The organism is Bifidobacterium sp. ESL0682 (assembly GCF_029392815.1).
Lineage (GTDB): Bacteria > Actinomycetota > Actinomycetes > Actinomycetales > Bifidobacteriaceae > Bifidobacterium.
Genome location: NZ_CP113942.1, coordinates 1,746,313 through 1,760,697, shown reverse-complemented (window position 1 = coordinate 1,760,697; position 14,385 = coordinate 1,746,313). Strand labels below are relative to the sequence as shown.

General features: G+C 55.2%; 13 protein-coding genes, 1 tRNA gene and 1 pseudogene. 7 read left to right on the top strand and 8 right to left on the bottom strand.

Annotation, left to right across the window (positions count from 1 at the left end; genetic code table 11):
- Positions 1-8 precede the first annotated feature (8 nt).
- From OZX57_RS07305 to OZX57_RS07295, 4 genes are all read right to left on the bottom strand, one after another.
- Positions 9-1,028, bottom strand: a complete 1,020-nt coding sequence (locus tag OZX57_RS07305) for an aldo/keto reductase (protein ID WP_277162003.1) — start codon at positions 1,026-1,028, stop codon at positions 9-11.
- Positions 1,029-1,092: 64 nt separating this feature from the next.
- Positions 1,093-1,293: a hypothetical protein gene (locus tag OZX57_RS08640; protein ID WP_348637168.1), complete on the bottom strand. Its 201-nt coding sequence runs from the start codon at positions 1,291-1,293 to the stop codon at positions 1,093-1,095.
- Positions 1,290-1,481: a hypothetical protein gene (locus OZX57_RS07300; protein ID WP_277162002.1), complete on the bottom strand. Its 192-nt coding sequence runs from the start codon at positions 1,479-1,481 to the stop codon at positions 1,290-1,292. The genes OZX57_RS08640 and OZX57_RS07300 overlap by 4 nt, the downstream gene beginning before the upstream one ends.
- Entirely contained in the window at positions 1,478-1,780 is a 303-nt protein-coding gene (locus OZX57_RS07295; RefSeq protein WP_277162001.1) for a type II toxin-antitoxin system RelE/ParE family toxin, read from the bottom strand. Before OZX57_RS07295 ends, OZX57_RS07300 begins: the two co-directional genes overlap by 4 nt.
- A 114-nt stretch (positions 1,781-1,894) precedes the next feature.
- Here OZX57_RS07295 and OZX57_RS07290 point away from each other — a divergent pair, with 114 nt between their 5' ends.
- The 3 genes from OZX57_RS07290 (at position 1,895) to OZX57_RS07280 (ending at position 4,488) form a co-directional block, all read left to right on the top strand.
- Complete coding sequence (locus OZX57_RS07290; protein ID WP_277162000.1) at positions 1,895-2,386, top strand: MarR family transcriptional regulator; 492 nt, start codon at positions 1,895-1,897, stop codon at positions 2,384-2,386.
- 298 nt (positions 2,387-2,684) lie between these two features.
- Positions 2,685-4,190, top strand: coding sequence for an MDR family MFS transporter (locus OZX57_RS07285; RefSeq protein ID WP_277161999.1), 1,506 nt, complete (start codon positions 2,685-2,687; stop codon positions 4,188-4,190).
- Positions 4,156-4,488 carry a carboxymuconolactone decarboxylase family protein gene (locus OZX57_RS07280; protein WP_348637186.1) on the top strand — a complete coding sequence of 111 codons (333 nt, stop codon included), beginning with the start codon at positions 4,156-4,158 and terminating at the stop codon, positions 4,486-4,488. The genes OZX57_RS07285 and OZX57_RS07280 overlap by 35 nt, the downstream gene beginning before the upstream one ends.
- A gap of 127 nt (positions 4,489-4,615) precedes the next feature.
- On the opposite strand, the pseudogene gap reads toward OZX57_RS07280, so the two are convergent.
- A pseudogene (gene gap / locus OZX57_RS07275) lies at positions 4,616-5,631 on the bottom strand (type I glyceraldehyde-3-phosphate dehydrogenase).
- A 282-nt stretch (positions 5,632-5,913) separates the two neighbouring features.
- On the opposite strand from gap, the gene OZX57_RS07270 reads away from it, so the two are divergent.
- Complete coding sequence (locus OZX57_RS07270; protein ID WP_277161998.1) at positions 5,914-6,672, top strand: LysR family transcriptional regulator; 759 nt, start codon at positions 5,914-5,916, stop codon at positions 6,670-6,672.
- Positions 6,673-6,768: 96 nt separating this feature from the next.
- Here OZX57_RS07270 and OZX57_RS07265 read toward each other — a convergent pair.
- Positions 6,769-6,841: transfer RNA gene (locus OZX57_RS07265), tRNA-Thr, on the bottom strand.
- 302 nt (positions 6,842-7,143) lie between these two features.
- On the opposite strand from OZX57_RS07265, the gene OZX57_RS07260 reads away from it, so the two are divergent.
- From OZX57_RS07260 to pgi, 3 genes are all read left to right on the top strand, one after another.
- A complete protein-coding gene (locus tag OZX57_RS07260) occupies positions 7,144-8,391 on the top strand; it encodes a sugar phosphate nucleotidyltransferase (RefSeq protein ID WP_277161997.1) in 1,248 nt (415 codons plus the stop codon).
- Positions 8,360-9,808 carry an acyltransferase family protein gene (locus tag OZX57_RS07255; protein ID WP_277161996.1) on the top strand — a complete coding sequence of 483 codons (1,449 nt, stop codon included), beginning with the start codon at positions 8,360-8,362 and terminating at the stop codon, positions 9,806-9,808. Before OZX57_RS07260 ends, OZX57_RS07255 begins: the two co-directional genes overlap by 32 nt.
- A gap of 321 nt (positions 9,809-10,129) precedes the next feature.
- Positions 10,130-11,824: a glucose-6-phosphate isomerase gene (pgi, locus tag OZX57_RS07250; RefSeq protein ID WP_277161995.1), complete on the top strand. Its 1,695-nt coding sequence runs from the start codon at positions 10,130-10,132 to the stop codon at positions 11,822-11,824.
- A 104-nt stretch (positions 11,825-11,928) separates the two neighbouring features.
- Here the strand turns inward: pgi and OZX57_RS07245 are convergent, their stop codons facing one another.
- Positions 11,929-13,107: a hypothetical protein gene (locus OZX57_RS07245; RefSeq protein ID WP_277161994.1), complete on the bottom strand. Its 1,179-nt coding sequence runs from the start codon at positions 13,105-13,107 to the stop codon at positions 11,929-11,931.
- 71 nt (positions 13,108-13,178) lie between these two features.
- Positions 13,179-14,291: a hypothetical protein gene (locus OZX57_RS07240; protein ID WP_277161993.1), complete on the bottom strand. Its 1,113-nt coding sequence runs from the start codon at positions 14,289-14,291 to the stop codon at positions 13,179-13,181.
- Positions 14,292-14,385 lie beyond the last annotated feature (94 nt).

Here is a 14,385-nt window from a genome sequence, read left to right as displayed (position 1 = left end):
TTCTCAGCCTACTTGGTTTCCGGCGGAGCAGTGGTGCCGGCCAGCGGCTTATCGCCCGGACGGGCCAGCGGGCCGACCAGTTCGTGAGCGATGTAGGGTGCCTCGAGGTAGTCGACCTCATCGGGGCTCAGCTTGACGTCCATTGCGGCAACGGCTTGGTCAACGCGCTTGGGGGAGCTGCATCCGACAATCGGCGCTGACGGGCCGTGCGCCCAGTGCCAGGCCAAGGCGATCTGCGACATGCTTACCTCGCGCTTTTCGGCGAGTTCGGCGACGCGGTCGACTATGGGCTGGTCGATGGCGCGGTCGCGGTCGTACTTGCTGTGTTCGACCTTGTCAGTCTTGCCGCGCAGCGAATCGGAATCCCAGGTCTTGCGGGCGAGGTGGCCGGAAGCGAGTGGGCTGTAAGGAGTCGGAACCGCGTTATACTGCCGGGCGACCGGGATGAGCTCGCGTTCATCTTCGCGGTAGATGAGGTTGTAGTGGCATTGCAGCGTCGAGAGCTTCGTCCAGCCGTTCTCTTCGGCGACGACCTGCAGGTTGTGGTACTGGTAGCCGTACATTTCGCTGGCGCCGATGGCACGCACCTTGCCCGCGCGCACCAGTTCGTCGAGCGCCTGCATGGTCTCCTCCATCGGCGTGGTGTAGTCGAAGCGATGCAGGATGTAGAGATCGAGGTAGTCGGTCTGCAGTCGCTTCAGGCTGCCTTCGATTTCGCGCTTGATGGCCTTGGCGGAGGAATGGCCCTCGTTGAAGTAGACCTTGCTGGCGAGCACGACTTGATCGCGCGGGATGCCGAGGTTCTTCAGCGCCTGGCCGATGTATTCCTCGCTGGTGCCGCGCGCGTAGCAGTTGGCGGTGTCGATGGCGTTGACGCCGAGCTCGAGCGCCCGTGCGATGACGGCCTGCGTGCTTTCCTGGTCGATGGTCCAAACGTGTTGTTCCGGGTCCGGCTTGCCGAATGACATGCCGCCGATGAACATCGGCGAGACCTTGACGCCCGAATCTCCTAAAGTGATGCGTTCCATGATGGGCTTCTTCCTTGATTTGGCGGACGGATGATGATTGCTAGTCAGCGGGATTTTGCTGGTTTTATGGTCGCTTTTGATTTGCGGTTCTCGTTGTTGTGCCAGTGGCAAAATCAAGCAGTTTGGCGGGGAATAGCGGGCTTGCGCCGCCAAACAATTCTCTGAGAGTGCTGTAAACCGTGCGGAACGAAGGGTTCGCTCCCTTTTTCAGGGATTTATACAGGCTTGGCCTCCCCACGTTGGCCCGATCGGCGATGGCAGTCATTTTTTCTGAGCTCTTGCTACTTCGCCCAGAGCGGCGACGATCAGCGAGGTGGCCTCGTCCTCATCTTCGATGCTATCCGCTTCGGCGATGACTTCTTTCAGATAGTTTTCCGCGTCTTCCTTGGTGTTGAGGTAGTCGGATGCGTTGAATTCGCTAAAGTTTTCTTTTGTCGGTGTCGGCTTTTTCATTGCTGTTTCCATTCTTTCCACATTGCTTTTGCCCTGTCGATGTCTCTGGCCTGAGTGCTTTTATCCCCGCCTACCAGAAGCAAAACGAGTTGATCGCCGTTGCGGGCAAAATAAACTCGATATCCGGGGCCGGTGTTGAAACGTTGTTCGTAAATGCCGTCCTTGATTGATTTGCAATCTCCAATCAATCGGTCTGAAAGGCCGAGTCTTGTCAGCCAGGCAAGGATTTTTCTCTGTACAGGTTTATCTCGTAGATGGACTAGCCAATCATCGAAAGTTGCTGATTTAAGTATTTTCATACTTTACTGTATCTTACAGGATACAAATTGTCAAAATCATCTAGACAAACAGGTGGGGGCGGCGATAAAGCATTGCATGTAATAAGTCGCTGTCGGGAATTATTGTAGCTAGCTATGGGTAAGGACGATGCTCGGCCGGGCGAAGCCGGTGCGGATAAGCTGGGGCCGCTCATCAAGGTTGCAAATACCTTGATTGAGAAGGAGCTCAACAATCGTGTCGCCTCGATGTTTGAGGGGTACAGCCTCACTGGGCCGCAGATTACGTTGATGGTCTATCTGCACGATGCCCGCGGTCGCGTCGTCACTCAGCGCGAGATTGCTGACCGGTTCGTGCTCAGCCACCCCACGATTCGTGGCATTGTCAAAAGGCTGGAAAGCGCGGGGCTTATCAAGACGTCCCAGTTGGAAAGCGATCGGCGGCAGATTCTGCTCGAGCTTACGGCCGAGGGGCAGCGGTTGATCAATGCGCATATCGACGATATTCATGGCGTTATGAAGCAAATCAACGGGAAAATTACCGATGGTTTGGGGTCCGTCGAGCAGAAAAGGCTGATTGCTGCGTTTAAGCGGATCATCGCGAACTTTTCGGAAAGCTCGACGCGATGAATTTGACGATTGATGACGATTTCGTAGCAGGGAACGAGCATGTGAGGTTGATTGGTGCTTCCGTGCTGCGGCCAGCAATAAGCCGAATTTCCGAAACGTTGGAATTCCGCCTTTTTCGGGGTAAGCGATTTTTGATGTCGTTCATTTTTGCAGCATTGAAGCCGTTTGTAGGCATGAATGCAGTCTCAATGCTGCTATTGCCTGGCTGTACGGCAAACCGATTTGTTGTTTCGTGATGGAGAAAGCATATTTTTTTATCCAAACTGTAGCTTGCTATAAATTAAGGAAGGTTATATCGATGGTCAATCAACAATCGACACAACAGAAAGACGGGCAGCAGGACGCTTCTGCTTCGCAACCCGAGTCCGGGCAGGGGAGCGGGGGCTTCACAGCCTCGATTACTTCACGGCAGCGCGGCCTGATGATGGCCGTTTTGTTGCTCGGCTCGTTCACGGCGTTGATGGCCGAGACGTTTTTGAACAACGCGCTACCCACCATCATGGGCGCGTTCTCGGTGAGCCAGGCTACGGCGCAGTGGCTCACAACGGCCTACCTGCTGGTGGTCGGGCTCATGATTCCGATGTCTGCGTGGGTGTTCGAGTCGTTCAATCTGCGCACCACGTTCGTCACGTTGATGGGTGTCTTCTTCGTCGGCTCAATCGTCTGCATTTTCGCACCGAACTTCTGGGTGCTGCTCGCGGGCCGTATCATCGAGGCCATCGCAGCCGGCGGGCTCATGCCGTTCATCCAGAACGTCATCCTGATGATGTTCCCGCCTGATAAGCGCGGCATGGCCATGGGCATCACCGGCCTGGTCATCGGCTTCGGCCCGGCGGTCGGCCCCACCATTTCCGGCCTGATTCTCAAGGTTTCCAGCTGGAAGATGCTCTTCAGCATTCTCGCCATAGCCAGCGCCATCACCGCGATTCTCGCCGTCCCGCTGGTGCGCAACCTCACCTCGCCGCATCACACCACCACCGACGTTATCTCCTTCGCTGAATCCATCTTCGGCTTTGGTCTCATTCTTTACGCGTTGTCCGAGGTCGGCAACACCGGTCATATCACGTTGATGCTTGCGGTGCTGTTCATCGTTGGCGTGGTCATCATGGCGCTCTTCTGCGTCCGCCAGTTGAAGCTCGCCAAGCCGCTGCTCGACATCCACGTTTTCGGCAACGCCCGCTTCAACCTCTGCACGCTGTTGAGCACCATCAGCAACGTCGCCATGGTCGGCATCGAACTGGTGCTGCCGCTCTACCTGCAGACCACGCGCGGGGAATCCGCACTGATTAGCGGCTTGGTGATGATGCCCGGCGCTCTGGTCATGGTGATTTGCAACCCGATTTCCGGTACGCTTTACGACAAGCTCGGCATCAAGAAGCTCTCGCTATTCGGCTTCCTGATGCTCCTCATCGGCTCGGTACCGATGCTCTGGTTCAGCGCGAAAACCAGCCTCTTCGTGATCGGCCTGTGCTATGCGCTGCGCATGGTCGGCATCTCATTCACGATGATGACCACGTTCACCGCCGGCATCAACATGAGCGCTGGCAGTCTCACTGCACACGCCAACGCTGCTTCGTCCACGGTTCGCCAGGTCGGTGGCTCACTAGGCACCGCGCTAGCGATGCTCGTCATCTCCCTAGCCGCAACCTCGCAAGCTTCCGCCGGCAAGGCTGCAGCCCAAGCCATCGGCTACAACTGGGGCTTCATCCTGATGGTCATCTTCGCCGTCGTCGGCATGGTCGCGTCGTTCTTCCTCCCGAACGCCGAAGCTGAGCACAAGGCTATCGCCGCCGAGAACAAGTGAGGTTGTTGGAAACTATATTTCCGAGCGATTCGACAATCTATTCGGTGAGGTGTGGAGCCGTGAGGACGAGCTTTCTGCGCACGACCGTTCGATGATTACCATCGCCGCGATCATTGCTATGGGTGCCACCGAGCAGATGGATGCCCATTTCAACATCGGTAAGGCCAACGGCATCACCAAGGACGAGATCGCAGCTGAAATCACTCACCTCGCCTTCTACGTCGGCTGGCCCAAGGCGTGGTCAGCGTTCAACCGTGCCAAGAAGGTGTGGAATGATGATGAAACAACTGAAAAGTAACGGTTGATTTTTAAAAGGTTCGTTTTTGGTTATCTCATTTCTGATATAAAAATCGGTGCCACGGCGAATTAAGTCGTGGCACCGATTTCTTTTTGTCTGAGAGACTACGTAAGGTTTACGTTCTGCTTTACAGCCTCACGAAATGCAGCAGCGTGCGCACCATGTTGCAGGTGAAACCGTATTCGTTGTCATACCAGGCGTTGACCTTCACCAATTCGCCGTTGCCCTCGCCAAGCGGCACTACCTCGGTCAGCGTTGGATCGAAAATCGCACCGTGGGTGTCACCGATCATGTCAGAGGAGACCAGGCCGGTGTCGTCGTAACCGAAGGAATCGTTGTTGCGGGTGGCCTCGCGGAACATTTCGTTGATTTCGTTGGCCGTAGGCGTTTTTTCTAGCACCAGCGACAGCTCAGTCAGGGAGCCGGAACGAACCGGAACGCGACGGGCCTGCCCCTTCAACTTGCCGTCGAGCTCAGGAATGACCAGACCGATGGCCTTGGCGGCGCCGGTGGAATGCGGGATGACATTTTCGGCCGCCGCGCGGTTGTTGCGTGCGTTCTTGCTCTTCGGCCCGTCGGTCAGGCTCTGTGAGGCGGTATAGGCGTGGATTGTGGTCATCGAGCCGGCGCGGATGCCGTAATGGTCGTTCATCGGTTTGGCCAAAAGTGCCACAGACTGCGTGGTGCAGGAGCCGGGGAGATGATGCGGTCGTCGGCGGTCAGGACGTTCTGGTTGACGCCGTAGACCACGGTCGGCATGTCGCCGGCCGGTGCAGAGACGAGCACCTTCTTGACACCCGCCTTCAAATGCGCTGAGGATTTCTCGGTGCTGGTGTAGAAACCGGTGGACTCCACTACCAGCTCGACCCCGTCGTTGGCGACCCAAGGAATATTCGCGGCGTCGCGCTGCGCATAGACGGTGTAATGTTTGCCGTCCACGATGATGCCGGTCTCGTCGCTGGAGACTTCCGCGGGGAAGCGCCCCTGTACGCTGTCATGTTGCAGTAGATAGGCGAGCATGGCCGGGTCGGTCAGGTCGTTGATGGCGACGACTTCGACTTCGTCGCTTTTCAGTTCAAAAAGCCTGCGGAACGTGAGCCGTCCGATGCGGCCGAATCCGTTGATACCGATTTTCACTGCCATAATGGCTCCTTGTCTTTTTCTTCGTTTTCTAACAGCTTCAAGATACGACTTTGCCAGACGGATGCATAGTATTTGAAATAGATATACCTATCGCTAAAAATGATATGTATCGTAAATTATGAATAATGAGAACCGTTGTATTTATTAGGTACTTTATTTTGTATTTGCTGATAGCATATCAATACAGCAGATACTATAAATTGATTATCGCAGATGATTTGACGGACGTTCATCCATGACACAGAAACTATGGCCATCGCTGTTACAGGCAAAAGGAGTGCGATGAATCTCAACGATCTGGAAATTTTCGAGGCGATTATCGAAACCGGTTCGCTCAACAAGGCCGCAAAGGCGCTTGGCTACGCGCAATCGAATATCAGTGCCCGGCTCAAATCGCTTGAGCGAGAGTTTCACACGACGCTGATGGAACGTAGCGCGAAAGGCGTCGAGCCTACCAAAATCGGTAAGCGACTTTACCGTGCGTCGCTGCGCATCACGGCCGAGCTCGACGATGTGCGGCGTGAAGCGGCCGGTGTTCCCGGTGACTTGTTGATTACCGAAACTTTGCTGCACTATATGATGACCAACATGCCGTCGTTTCATCCTGAAAGCTACGGCACCATCGTCGTCCGCCGTCAAAGCGACATCGTTCCCGAAGCGCGGCGTCATCAATACAAATCGGTGGTGGCGTTCGTGGATTTGGGCGAACTAGACAACTATCAAGTGATAAGTGCCGGGATGTTGGAAGCTTCCTATCTCGCAGCGGAAGATGGAGCGAAAGGTTTTCCTGTCGGTATTCCGCTGTTAATTAACCATGACAAGGAATGTGTCTTCCGCAAGCGTTCGTTGCGCGACCATATTGCTACTCATGATTCGCGTCGACTGATGGAGGTCGATTCGCTGGAGACCATCGTCACCATGGTGGAGCAGGGCAAGGGCATCGCGCTGCTGCCGTCATATCTAACCGAACAGCGTAAGCTGCGAAAACTCGGCACTGAGCCCATCCGACTGCAATATCGAGTCTATGGCGAAGCGGAATGATCGCTCAAGTGTGGATTAGGCAGAATTTTAAAGGTGCCGTCAATTGGATTTTATTATTAAGTGCATTGGAAATATTAGAAATATTGGGAAATAAAGAGCCGCTTGACAGAATCGAACTGTCGACCTTCTCATTACGAGTGAGACGCTCTACCAACTGAGCTAAAGCGGCAAATGCCCGGGCGGTATGCACCACTCGCGCACAAAACAATAATACTACTGGATGATTTCCATTTTGTCCACGAGGCTTGCGTTCGGACGTGTCTTGCTGGGTGGTGCTTGCGTTTGCTTTGCGGTTATGGTGCGGTTACCATGCGATTTAGCGAATAAACGGCAGCATTATGGGGAACCGAACTGCTATCTCGGCCAACGGTGCGAAGGCTGTTTGCAATGACAACGGGCCGCGCGACAATATATTAAAGAGCAAGCAGGCTCAAAATCGCGCGAAAAGGGATGGGCAACTTGGAAAATGCAATGCCGGAGGTATCGACGCCAAACAATGGTTTCGAGGACTTTTATGCCATCATCCCCGCCGGAGGCACCGGTTCCAGGCTTTGGCCGCTGAGCCGTGGAGCGAGGCCGAAGTTCCTTTACGATCTGATGGGCAGCGGACGCACGCTGATTCAATCGACGTTCGACAGGCTCGCGCGGCTTGCCGGGCCGGATCGCATTGTGGTGAGCACGGGTTGGCGGCATGTTGCAGCGGTTGAGGCGCAGCTGCCTGAACTCAAGGAATCCAACATTTTCGCTGAGCCGGTGCCGCGTGATTCGACGGCGGCCATCGCGCTGGCAACGGCCATTTTGGCGAGGCGACATGGCGAGCAGATCGTTGTGGGGTCGTTTGCTGCCGATCATGTCATTCGTGGCAAGGATTCGTTCGCCGAAGCGGTGCGGCAGGCGGTGGCCGCAGCGCGCGCCGGATACGTAACGACCATTGGCATCGCGGCTTCTCGGCCCTCCACGGCTTTTGGATACATTCATCAAGGCCGGTCATTGGGCAGCGAAATACCAGGTGCACCGAACGCGCGTCTGGTGGAACGGTTTGTCGAAAAGCCGGATTCGGCCACGGCGCAGGCCTATCTTTCCACCGGCGAATACCGTTGGAACGCGGGCATGTTCGTGATGCGTGCCGACGTGTTGCTCAACCATCTGCGAGAATACAAGCCCGAGATGTATGATGCGATTTCGCATATCGCCGATGCCTACATGTCCGTAGACAACGACGGCGACGCTGAGTCTGCAAGAAATGCGGAAATCGCGGCGGCCAGATATGCGGCGCAGGGCGTCGTTGATGCCGAATCCAGCGATGTCGACAGCGATGCCATTGACGAGGCGATGGCGACTTATTGGCCGAGCATCGAGAAAATCGCGTTCGATTACGCGGTGGCTGAGCCGCTGAGTGTGGCCGGCGGCGTGGCGATGGTTCCAGGTGACTTCGGCTGGGACGATATCGGCGACTTCAATTCTGTTGCAGCGCTGTTGCCCAGCACCGGCGCCCGCAATATCAAGATTCTTGGCGACACCGACAAGGTGGTCAGCCTCGACAGCGCCGGAGACGTGGTGATGCCGCTTTCCGACCGTACCATCGCCCTGCTCGGCGTCAATGACATGGTCATCGCCGATACCCCCGATGCGCTGATGATCGCCCCGCGCGCTCGCAGCCAGGAGGTCAAGGACATGGTCGCCTATCTTGACCGCGAAGGCCGTGATGACATCCTCTAGCATTTCCACATCGGTGCCAGCGCGCCCAAAACGTCGTCGCCCGCGTATTTTTGCAGTCGAATTATTGCGTCTGCTGGCGATTATCGGCATCGCGGTATTTCACACGTTTTTACTGACTTTCGAGCAGATTGCCCTCAATGGGCCGCACGCGCTTTCAACAGCCATGCAGACCGGTGCAGCCCCCACATTCATCTCCATTGTTTCCTCAACTTCGGTGGCGGTGTGGCTGATTTCGATGCTGATGTTCCTGGGAGCCTGGGGCAACCACATCTTTTTCATGATTTCGGCATTTTTCCTGGTCCCGAGGCTGGCGCAGCGCTCGCGTCATAAAGGATTTGTGCGCGATGAGTGGAAGCCGACCGCGGTCCGCATCGCGAAAGTCCTTGCGGCCGTGGTGTTTTATATCGTGGTATTGATTGCGGTCAACCGCTGGGTCGTGCCGATTCAGTCGATCGGTGGCCTGCGTGATGTGATTCTGAGCTTGGAATTTGTCTGGCTGTATGTCATATTTGTGTTGCTTGCTCCGTTCATTGGCTGGTGCATTGAGCGCTGCCGGAAGAAATGGTGCGTGGCGTTGTGGGCGGTTGCCCTTGTCGCGATTTACGGTCTCAATATCTACGTCGCCATAAGCGGGCGCAACTTCTTCGATTCCCTGAGCATTCTGGACTGGCGCAAACAGATGAGCGCCGTCACCTATTTCGCCTCTTATATTTGCGCCGGCGCTTTGGGCTGTGCTTGGCAGCGGTGGTATGGGAAAGATGCTTCTGAGCATGACTCTGCGCCGTTCTGGCTCACTCGCCGTTTCTGGGCGCTTGCGTTGGTGGTTCTGGTCGCCGTGGCCGGTTGTATCGTCGCTTTTGCAGCGTTTGGTGGACATTACGGCCTACTGACGGTGCTCTCGTTCAAATCCACCTCGGCCATTTCGTTCCTACTTGCCGTCTGCTCGCTGATGTGTGCCGCGTGCCCTGGTGCGAGATTGCGAAAACGCAATTCGCTCGCCATGGAGCTTTTGCCGATTGGTGACGCAAAATCCGATGATACGGGACATAGTATGGAACCTTCGCCGGATAGCGTCAGAAAGTCGGATGAAGCTAAACTGAGTTGCAACGGTAATACAAAAAGAGCGTTCCAGCCAAGCGCAAAAGCCTTCTGCAGTCGTGCCGTCGAGGCGCTCGCTTCCGGCATTCTGGGCTTCTATGTCGTGCAAGCGTTGACATATTATGCGTGGATAGCCGTGCAGAACCGTTTCGCTGATCCCGTTGCCATTCATGTTGCCAGTGCCTTCGCCATCGGCGGTATGTCTGCTTCCGTGGGTTGGCTGATTAATTGGTTCCTGGTTGAAATCATTTTTCTCTGGCATTCGTGCTTGTGGTCTGCCTTATCGACCGTTTCATCCGTCAGCCCTTGCTGCGCTTGATAAAGTTAGCGTAGATAAAAACCGGTATTGACTCGAAAGAAGCTGTAGCCGCACAATTCGACTTGGCCGAGTGAAGGCGTGTGTGAGCGCTCTCTGTTTGTTTTCTCGTGGTTTGTATGTTTTTGAATCGTTCAAATTCCGTCGTTTTGATGTCAAATATCTCGTTATGTCAGGGGTGACTAGGGCGACGCTTTTTGTGCTGTTGTGTCCTCTTTTGTGAGTAAATTGATATCTGTAGCAAGCGGTGGGAACGGCACTTTGAAGAGAAGACTGACAAGGCCACGAAACCCCCGCGGCACGTGATGAAAGGACCTTAAGAATATGGCCATCAATCCTCCTATCGACGCCACCAAGACCCCGGAATGGGCGGCGCTGCAAAAGCACTTTGACGAACTGAACAGCGAAGGCATCGACCTCAAGAAGTGGTTCGCCGAGGAACCCAACCGCGTTGAGGAGCTCAGCTTCGACGCCGGCGATCTGCACTTCGACCTCTCCAAGAACCTCATCCAGCCCGAAACGCTGAAGCTGTTCGCTGATCTCGCCAAGGCCGTGCACCTTGAGGATCGCCGCAAGGCCATGTACGAGGGCGTCCACATCAACAACACCGAGGACCGTGCCGTGCTGCACACCGCGCTGCGTCGTCCGAAGTCCGACGAGGGCAAGTTCATCGTCGACGGCCAGGATGTGGTCAAGGACGTGCATGAGACGCTCGACAAGATTTATGCGTTTGTCGACAAGGTTCGCAGCGGCGAATGGCGCGGCGTGACCGGCAAGAAGATTGAGACCGTCGTCAACATCGGCATCGGTGGCTCCGATCTGGGCCCGGTCATGGTTTACGAAGCGCTGAAGCCGTACGCTGACGCCGGCATCTCCGCCCGTTACGTCTCCAACATCGACCCCAACGACATCACCGAGAAGACGAAGGATCTCGACCCTGAGACCACGATGTTCATCGTCGTCTCCAAGACCTTCACCACCCTCGAAACCCTGACCAACGCGCGTGAGGCACGTACCTGGCTGCTGAACAGCCTCAAGGCCTCCGGCGCCATCGACGGTTCCGACGACAAGAACGCCGAAGCCATTCGCAAGCACTTCGTCGCCGTTTCCACCAACCTCAAGGGCGTCGAGGAATTCGGCATCGACCCGCAGAACGCCTTCGGCTTCTGGAACTGGGTTGGTGGCCGTTATTCCGTCGATTCCGCAGTCGGCACCTCGCTCGCCGTCGTCTTCGGACCGAAGCGCTTCGAGGAGTTCCTCGCCGGCTTCCACGAGATGGACGAATACTTCGCCAACACCCCGCTGGAGAAGAACGTCATCGCGATGATGGGCATGCTCAACGTCTGGTACCGCAACTTCTTCAAGGCCGCGACCCACGCCGTGCTGCCTTATGACCAGTACCTGCATCGCTTCCCGGCCTACCTGCAGCAGCTCACCATGGAGTCCAACGGCAAGTCCGTGCGCTGGGACGGTACCCCGGTCGTCACCGACACCGGTGAGGTCTTCTGGGGCGAGCCCGGCACCAACGGCCAGCACGCGTTCTACCAGCTGATTCACCAGGGCACGCAGCTCATTCCGGCTGACTTCATCGCCTTCGCGAACACCCCGAACCCGGCCAAGGACGGCGACCAGGACGTGCACGAGCTCTTCCTCGGCAACTACCTAGCACAGACCAAGGCGCTTGCGTTCGGCAAGACCGCCGATGAGGTTCGCGCCGAAGGTACGCCTGAGGCCATTGTTCCGGCCCGTGTCTTCTCCGGCAACCGCCCGACCACCTCGATCTTCGGTGACGCGCTGACCCCGTTCTCGCTGGGCGAGCTCATCGCGCTCTACGAGCACATCACCTTCACCGAGGGCACCGTCTGGGGCATCGATTCCTTCGATCAGTGGGGCGTCGAGCTCGGCAAGCAGCTTGCCCGCCAGATCACCCCGGCGATCTCGCAGGACGATGAGGCGCTGGCGCAGCAGGATGCTTCCACGCAGAGCCTCATCCGCTTCTACCGCGCACATCGCAAGTAGTTTCGCGGCTTCGTGTCAGCTGATATTGGACTGACACCACGATAGAAAATGGGCACTCGCCACAAGGTGGGTGCCCATTTTCTGTGGAAAAGTCGGAGAATTGCTTATTTGCTCATATCGACTAATAGCGTATCGATTTTTTCTATCTCTTTATCTGGCCTGGCATCGGTCAATTCCTTGTACAGGGGATTCTGATTGCCGTATGTTTCGGCCTTGTACAGGTCGTCTCTGAGTTTGTCCTCTATTGGGCTAGATTTCAGGAATTTCGCGTGGTCGCCGAAAATATCGTCTGGGGAGCCGAGGGCCTTGAGGGCATCGAGCTGCTTTTGTGCGTCGCCCATGCGCTTGACGGTCGCCGTTGCATACTTTTTGATGACAGGGTCTTTGGACTGGGCGATGCTTTGTGCTGACGTCAGGCAGTTGGTGATCATGTTTTGCGTGTTAGCGTAATAATTGGGGTCTTCACCCATGATGGGGATACTGGCGTAGTTTTCCTGGCAGTTCTTCGCCGTGGCCGCGTATCCGACGGCAGCATCGGCAAAATTATTGAGTACGGTGACGTAGTTCTTTTTCCTGTCTTGATAGGTTTTGTAGGTTTCGCGCACGTCCTGAGATTGGCTGTATGCCTCCGTTTTGGTGAACTCGTTCCGGGAATTGCCCAATGCTGCCGTCGCGGATCTGAGCTTGTCGAGATCGGCTTGATTGACCGTCGTGCTTGGAGCATTGATTCCAACGCTCTCGATGACAGGGTAGACGGCTTGAACCGCTTGGGATTCTGGATTGAAGATTTCCGTGTGGAACACGTCGAGGGCCTTGTCGATGATGTCTGATTCTTTTTCTTGCGCGTCCAGTTTCTTTTGTCGTGAATCGAAGTAACTGGAGTAGCCACTGTTGTTGGAAGAAGTGCTATTGCTGGAGCTCGAGCGATGTGAAAACACGAGTACTAGTGCGCCGATGACGATCATGGCAACGATGGCAATGACAAAGTTTTTTGCGGTTAACGGTACGGGTGTGACATCGATGTCATTGTCATTGTTGCCGTCTTGACTCTGACTTCCGCGTTCATTCGTTGGCGGGTTTCCGTTGGCTCCAGCGTTGTTTTGCCCGGGATCATTGGCATCGTTGCTGAAGGGCGCCTGTTGAGTATAGTCGTACGAGCTGAATGGCGATGAAGTGCTGTCGAAGGACGCGCTGTCGTCTGGCGAGGTGCTATCGAAAGAAGTGTTGTCGTCTGACGGCGATAGTTGTGCCTTGTTTTTGGACGAGTTTCTCAATGAACGCAATCGTTGTCCTCTTTTCGACTTCATTGTTCAATCAGTGCCGACTAACGTCGGTCAACGTCGGCGGAAGCTGTTTATTTGTCCGTGCTGTACATCGCGGTGCTTATTTTGATCAGCGCCTTATCAGGTTTGGTGTCCACCATCAGTTCCTTATAGACGGGATTTTGGTCGCCAATTTGTGTAGTCGGATTGAGGTCTTTGCCGAGTTTGTTGGTGAGGTCTTCGAATTTCTGGAACTTTGTTTCGTCGCCGAAGATGTCGTCGGACGACCCTAGGGCTTTGATACCGTCGAGTTGCTTTTGTGCGTCGTTCATACGTTTGATGGTCGCGGCGGAGTAATCTTTGATCGGCCCGTCTTTGGAGTTTGCAAGGTCTTGCGCTGCTGCCTTACAGGTGGTGATGGTCTTTTGCTTGGCGTTCGTGTAAGCGGCAGCATCGGAACCCATACTGGACCAGTCGTGGAGTTCGTTGCAGTTTTTTACCGCTTTGGTATAGGCGATGGCGGAATCGGCGAAATTGTTCACCGCGTTGATGTAATCGTTGTCCTTGGATTGGTATTCTTTATAGGCCTTGCGCACATTTGAGTATTTGTGGTACGCCTTGGTTTTCTTGAAGGCGCCGATCGTTTTCGGCATTTTCGCCGTTTCGGACTTGAGCTCGTCGACCTGCGCTTGGGTGACTTCTGTGCTGCTACCGCTGCTTCCCGAATTTTGCATGAGGGTGCTCAGGGCTTCGCTCACCTTGGAATCCTGATTGGATATCGCTTGATAAGCGTCGCTGGCTTCATCTTGGATGATCTGGTTTTTCTGCTGTTCCCTGAGCTTTTTCGATTCAGGCGATGAAGAATAGGAGGAATAGCCGCCGCTGATACTGCTGCCATTGCCGGAATCTTTGCCGTGGATATAGAGGAACACCGCGACGGCCAGGATGACGAATAGGGCGATGACGACGAATAGGGCGATAATGGCTCCAGTGTTTTTGGTGTTTGCAGTTGCGTGGTTGGCGCTGTGACCGCTGTTTTGTTTTAACCACGGTTTGTCGTCGATATTGCTGGCATTTTGGGCTGTGTCACCGTTGCTGGTGGGCACTTGGCTATAAGCGGTCGAGTCAAAAGGTGCTGATGTGTCTGCAGAGTTGTCTTGCGAAGATACGTTATTGTAGGTTATATCGTCGCCGGATAACGGCATTTGCGAATCTCCTGCGGATTGATTCTTAAAACGAGGCACGGTGCGGTTCCTTCCTGGCTCTTCTTCTTGCAGCGATTCTATGATTGCCGTATTG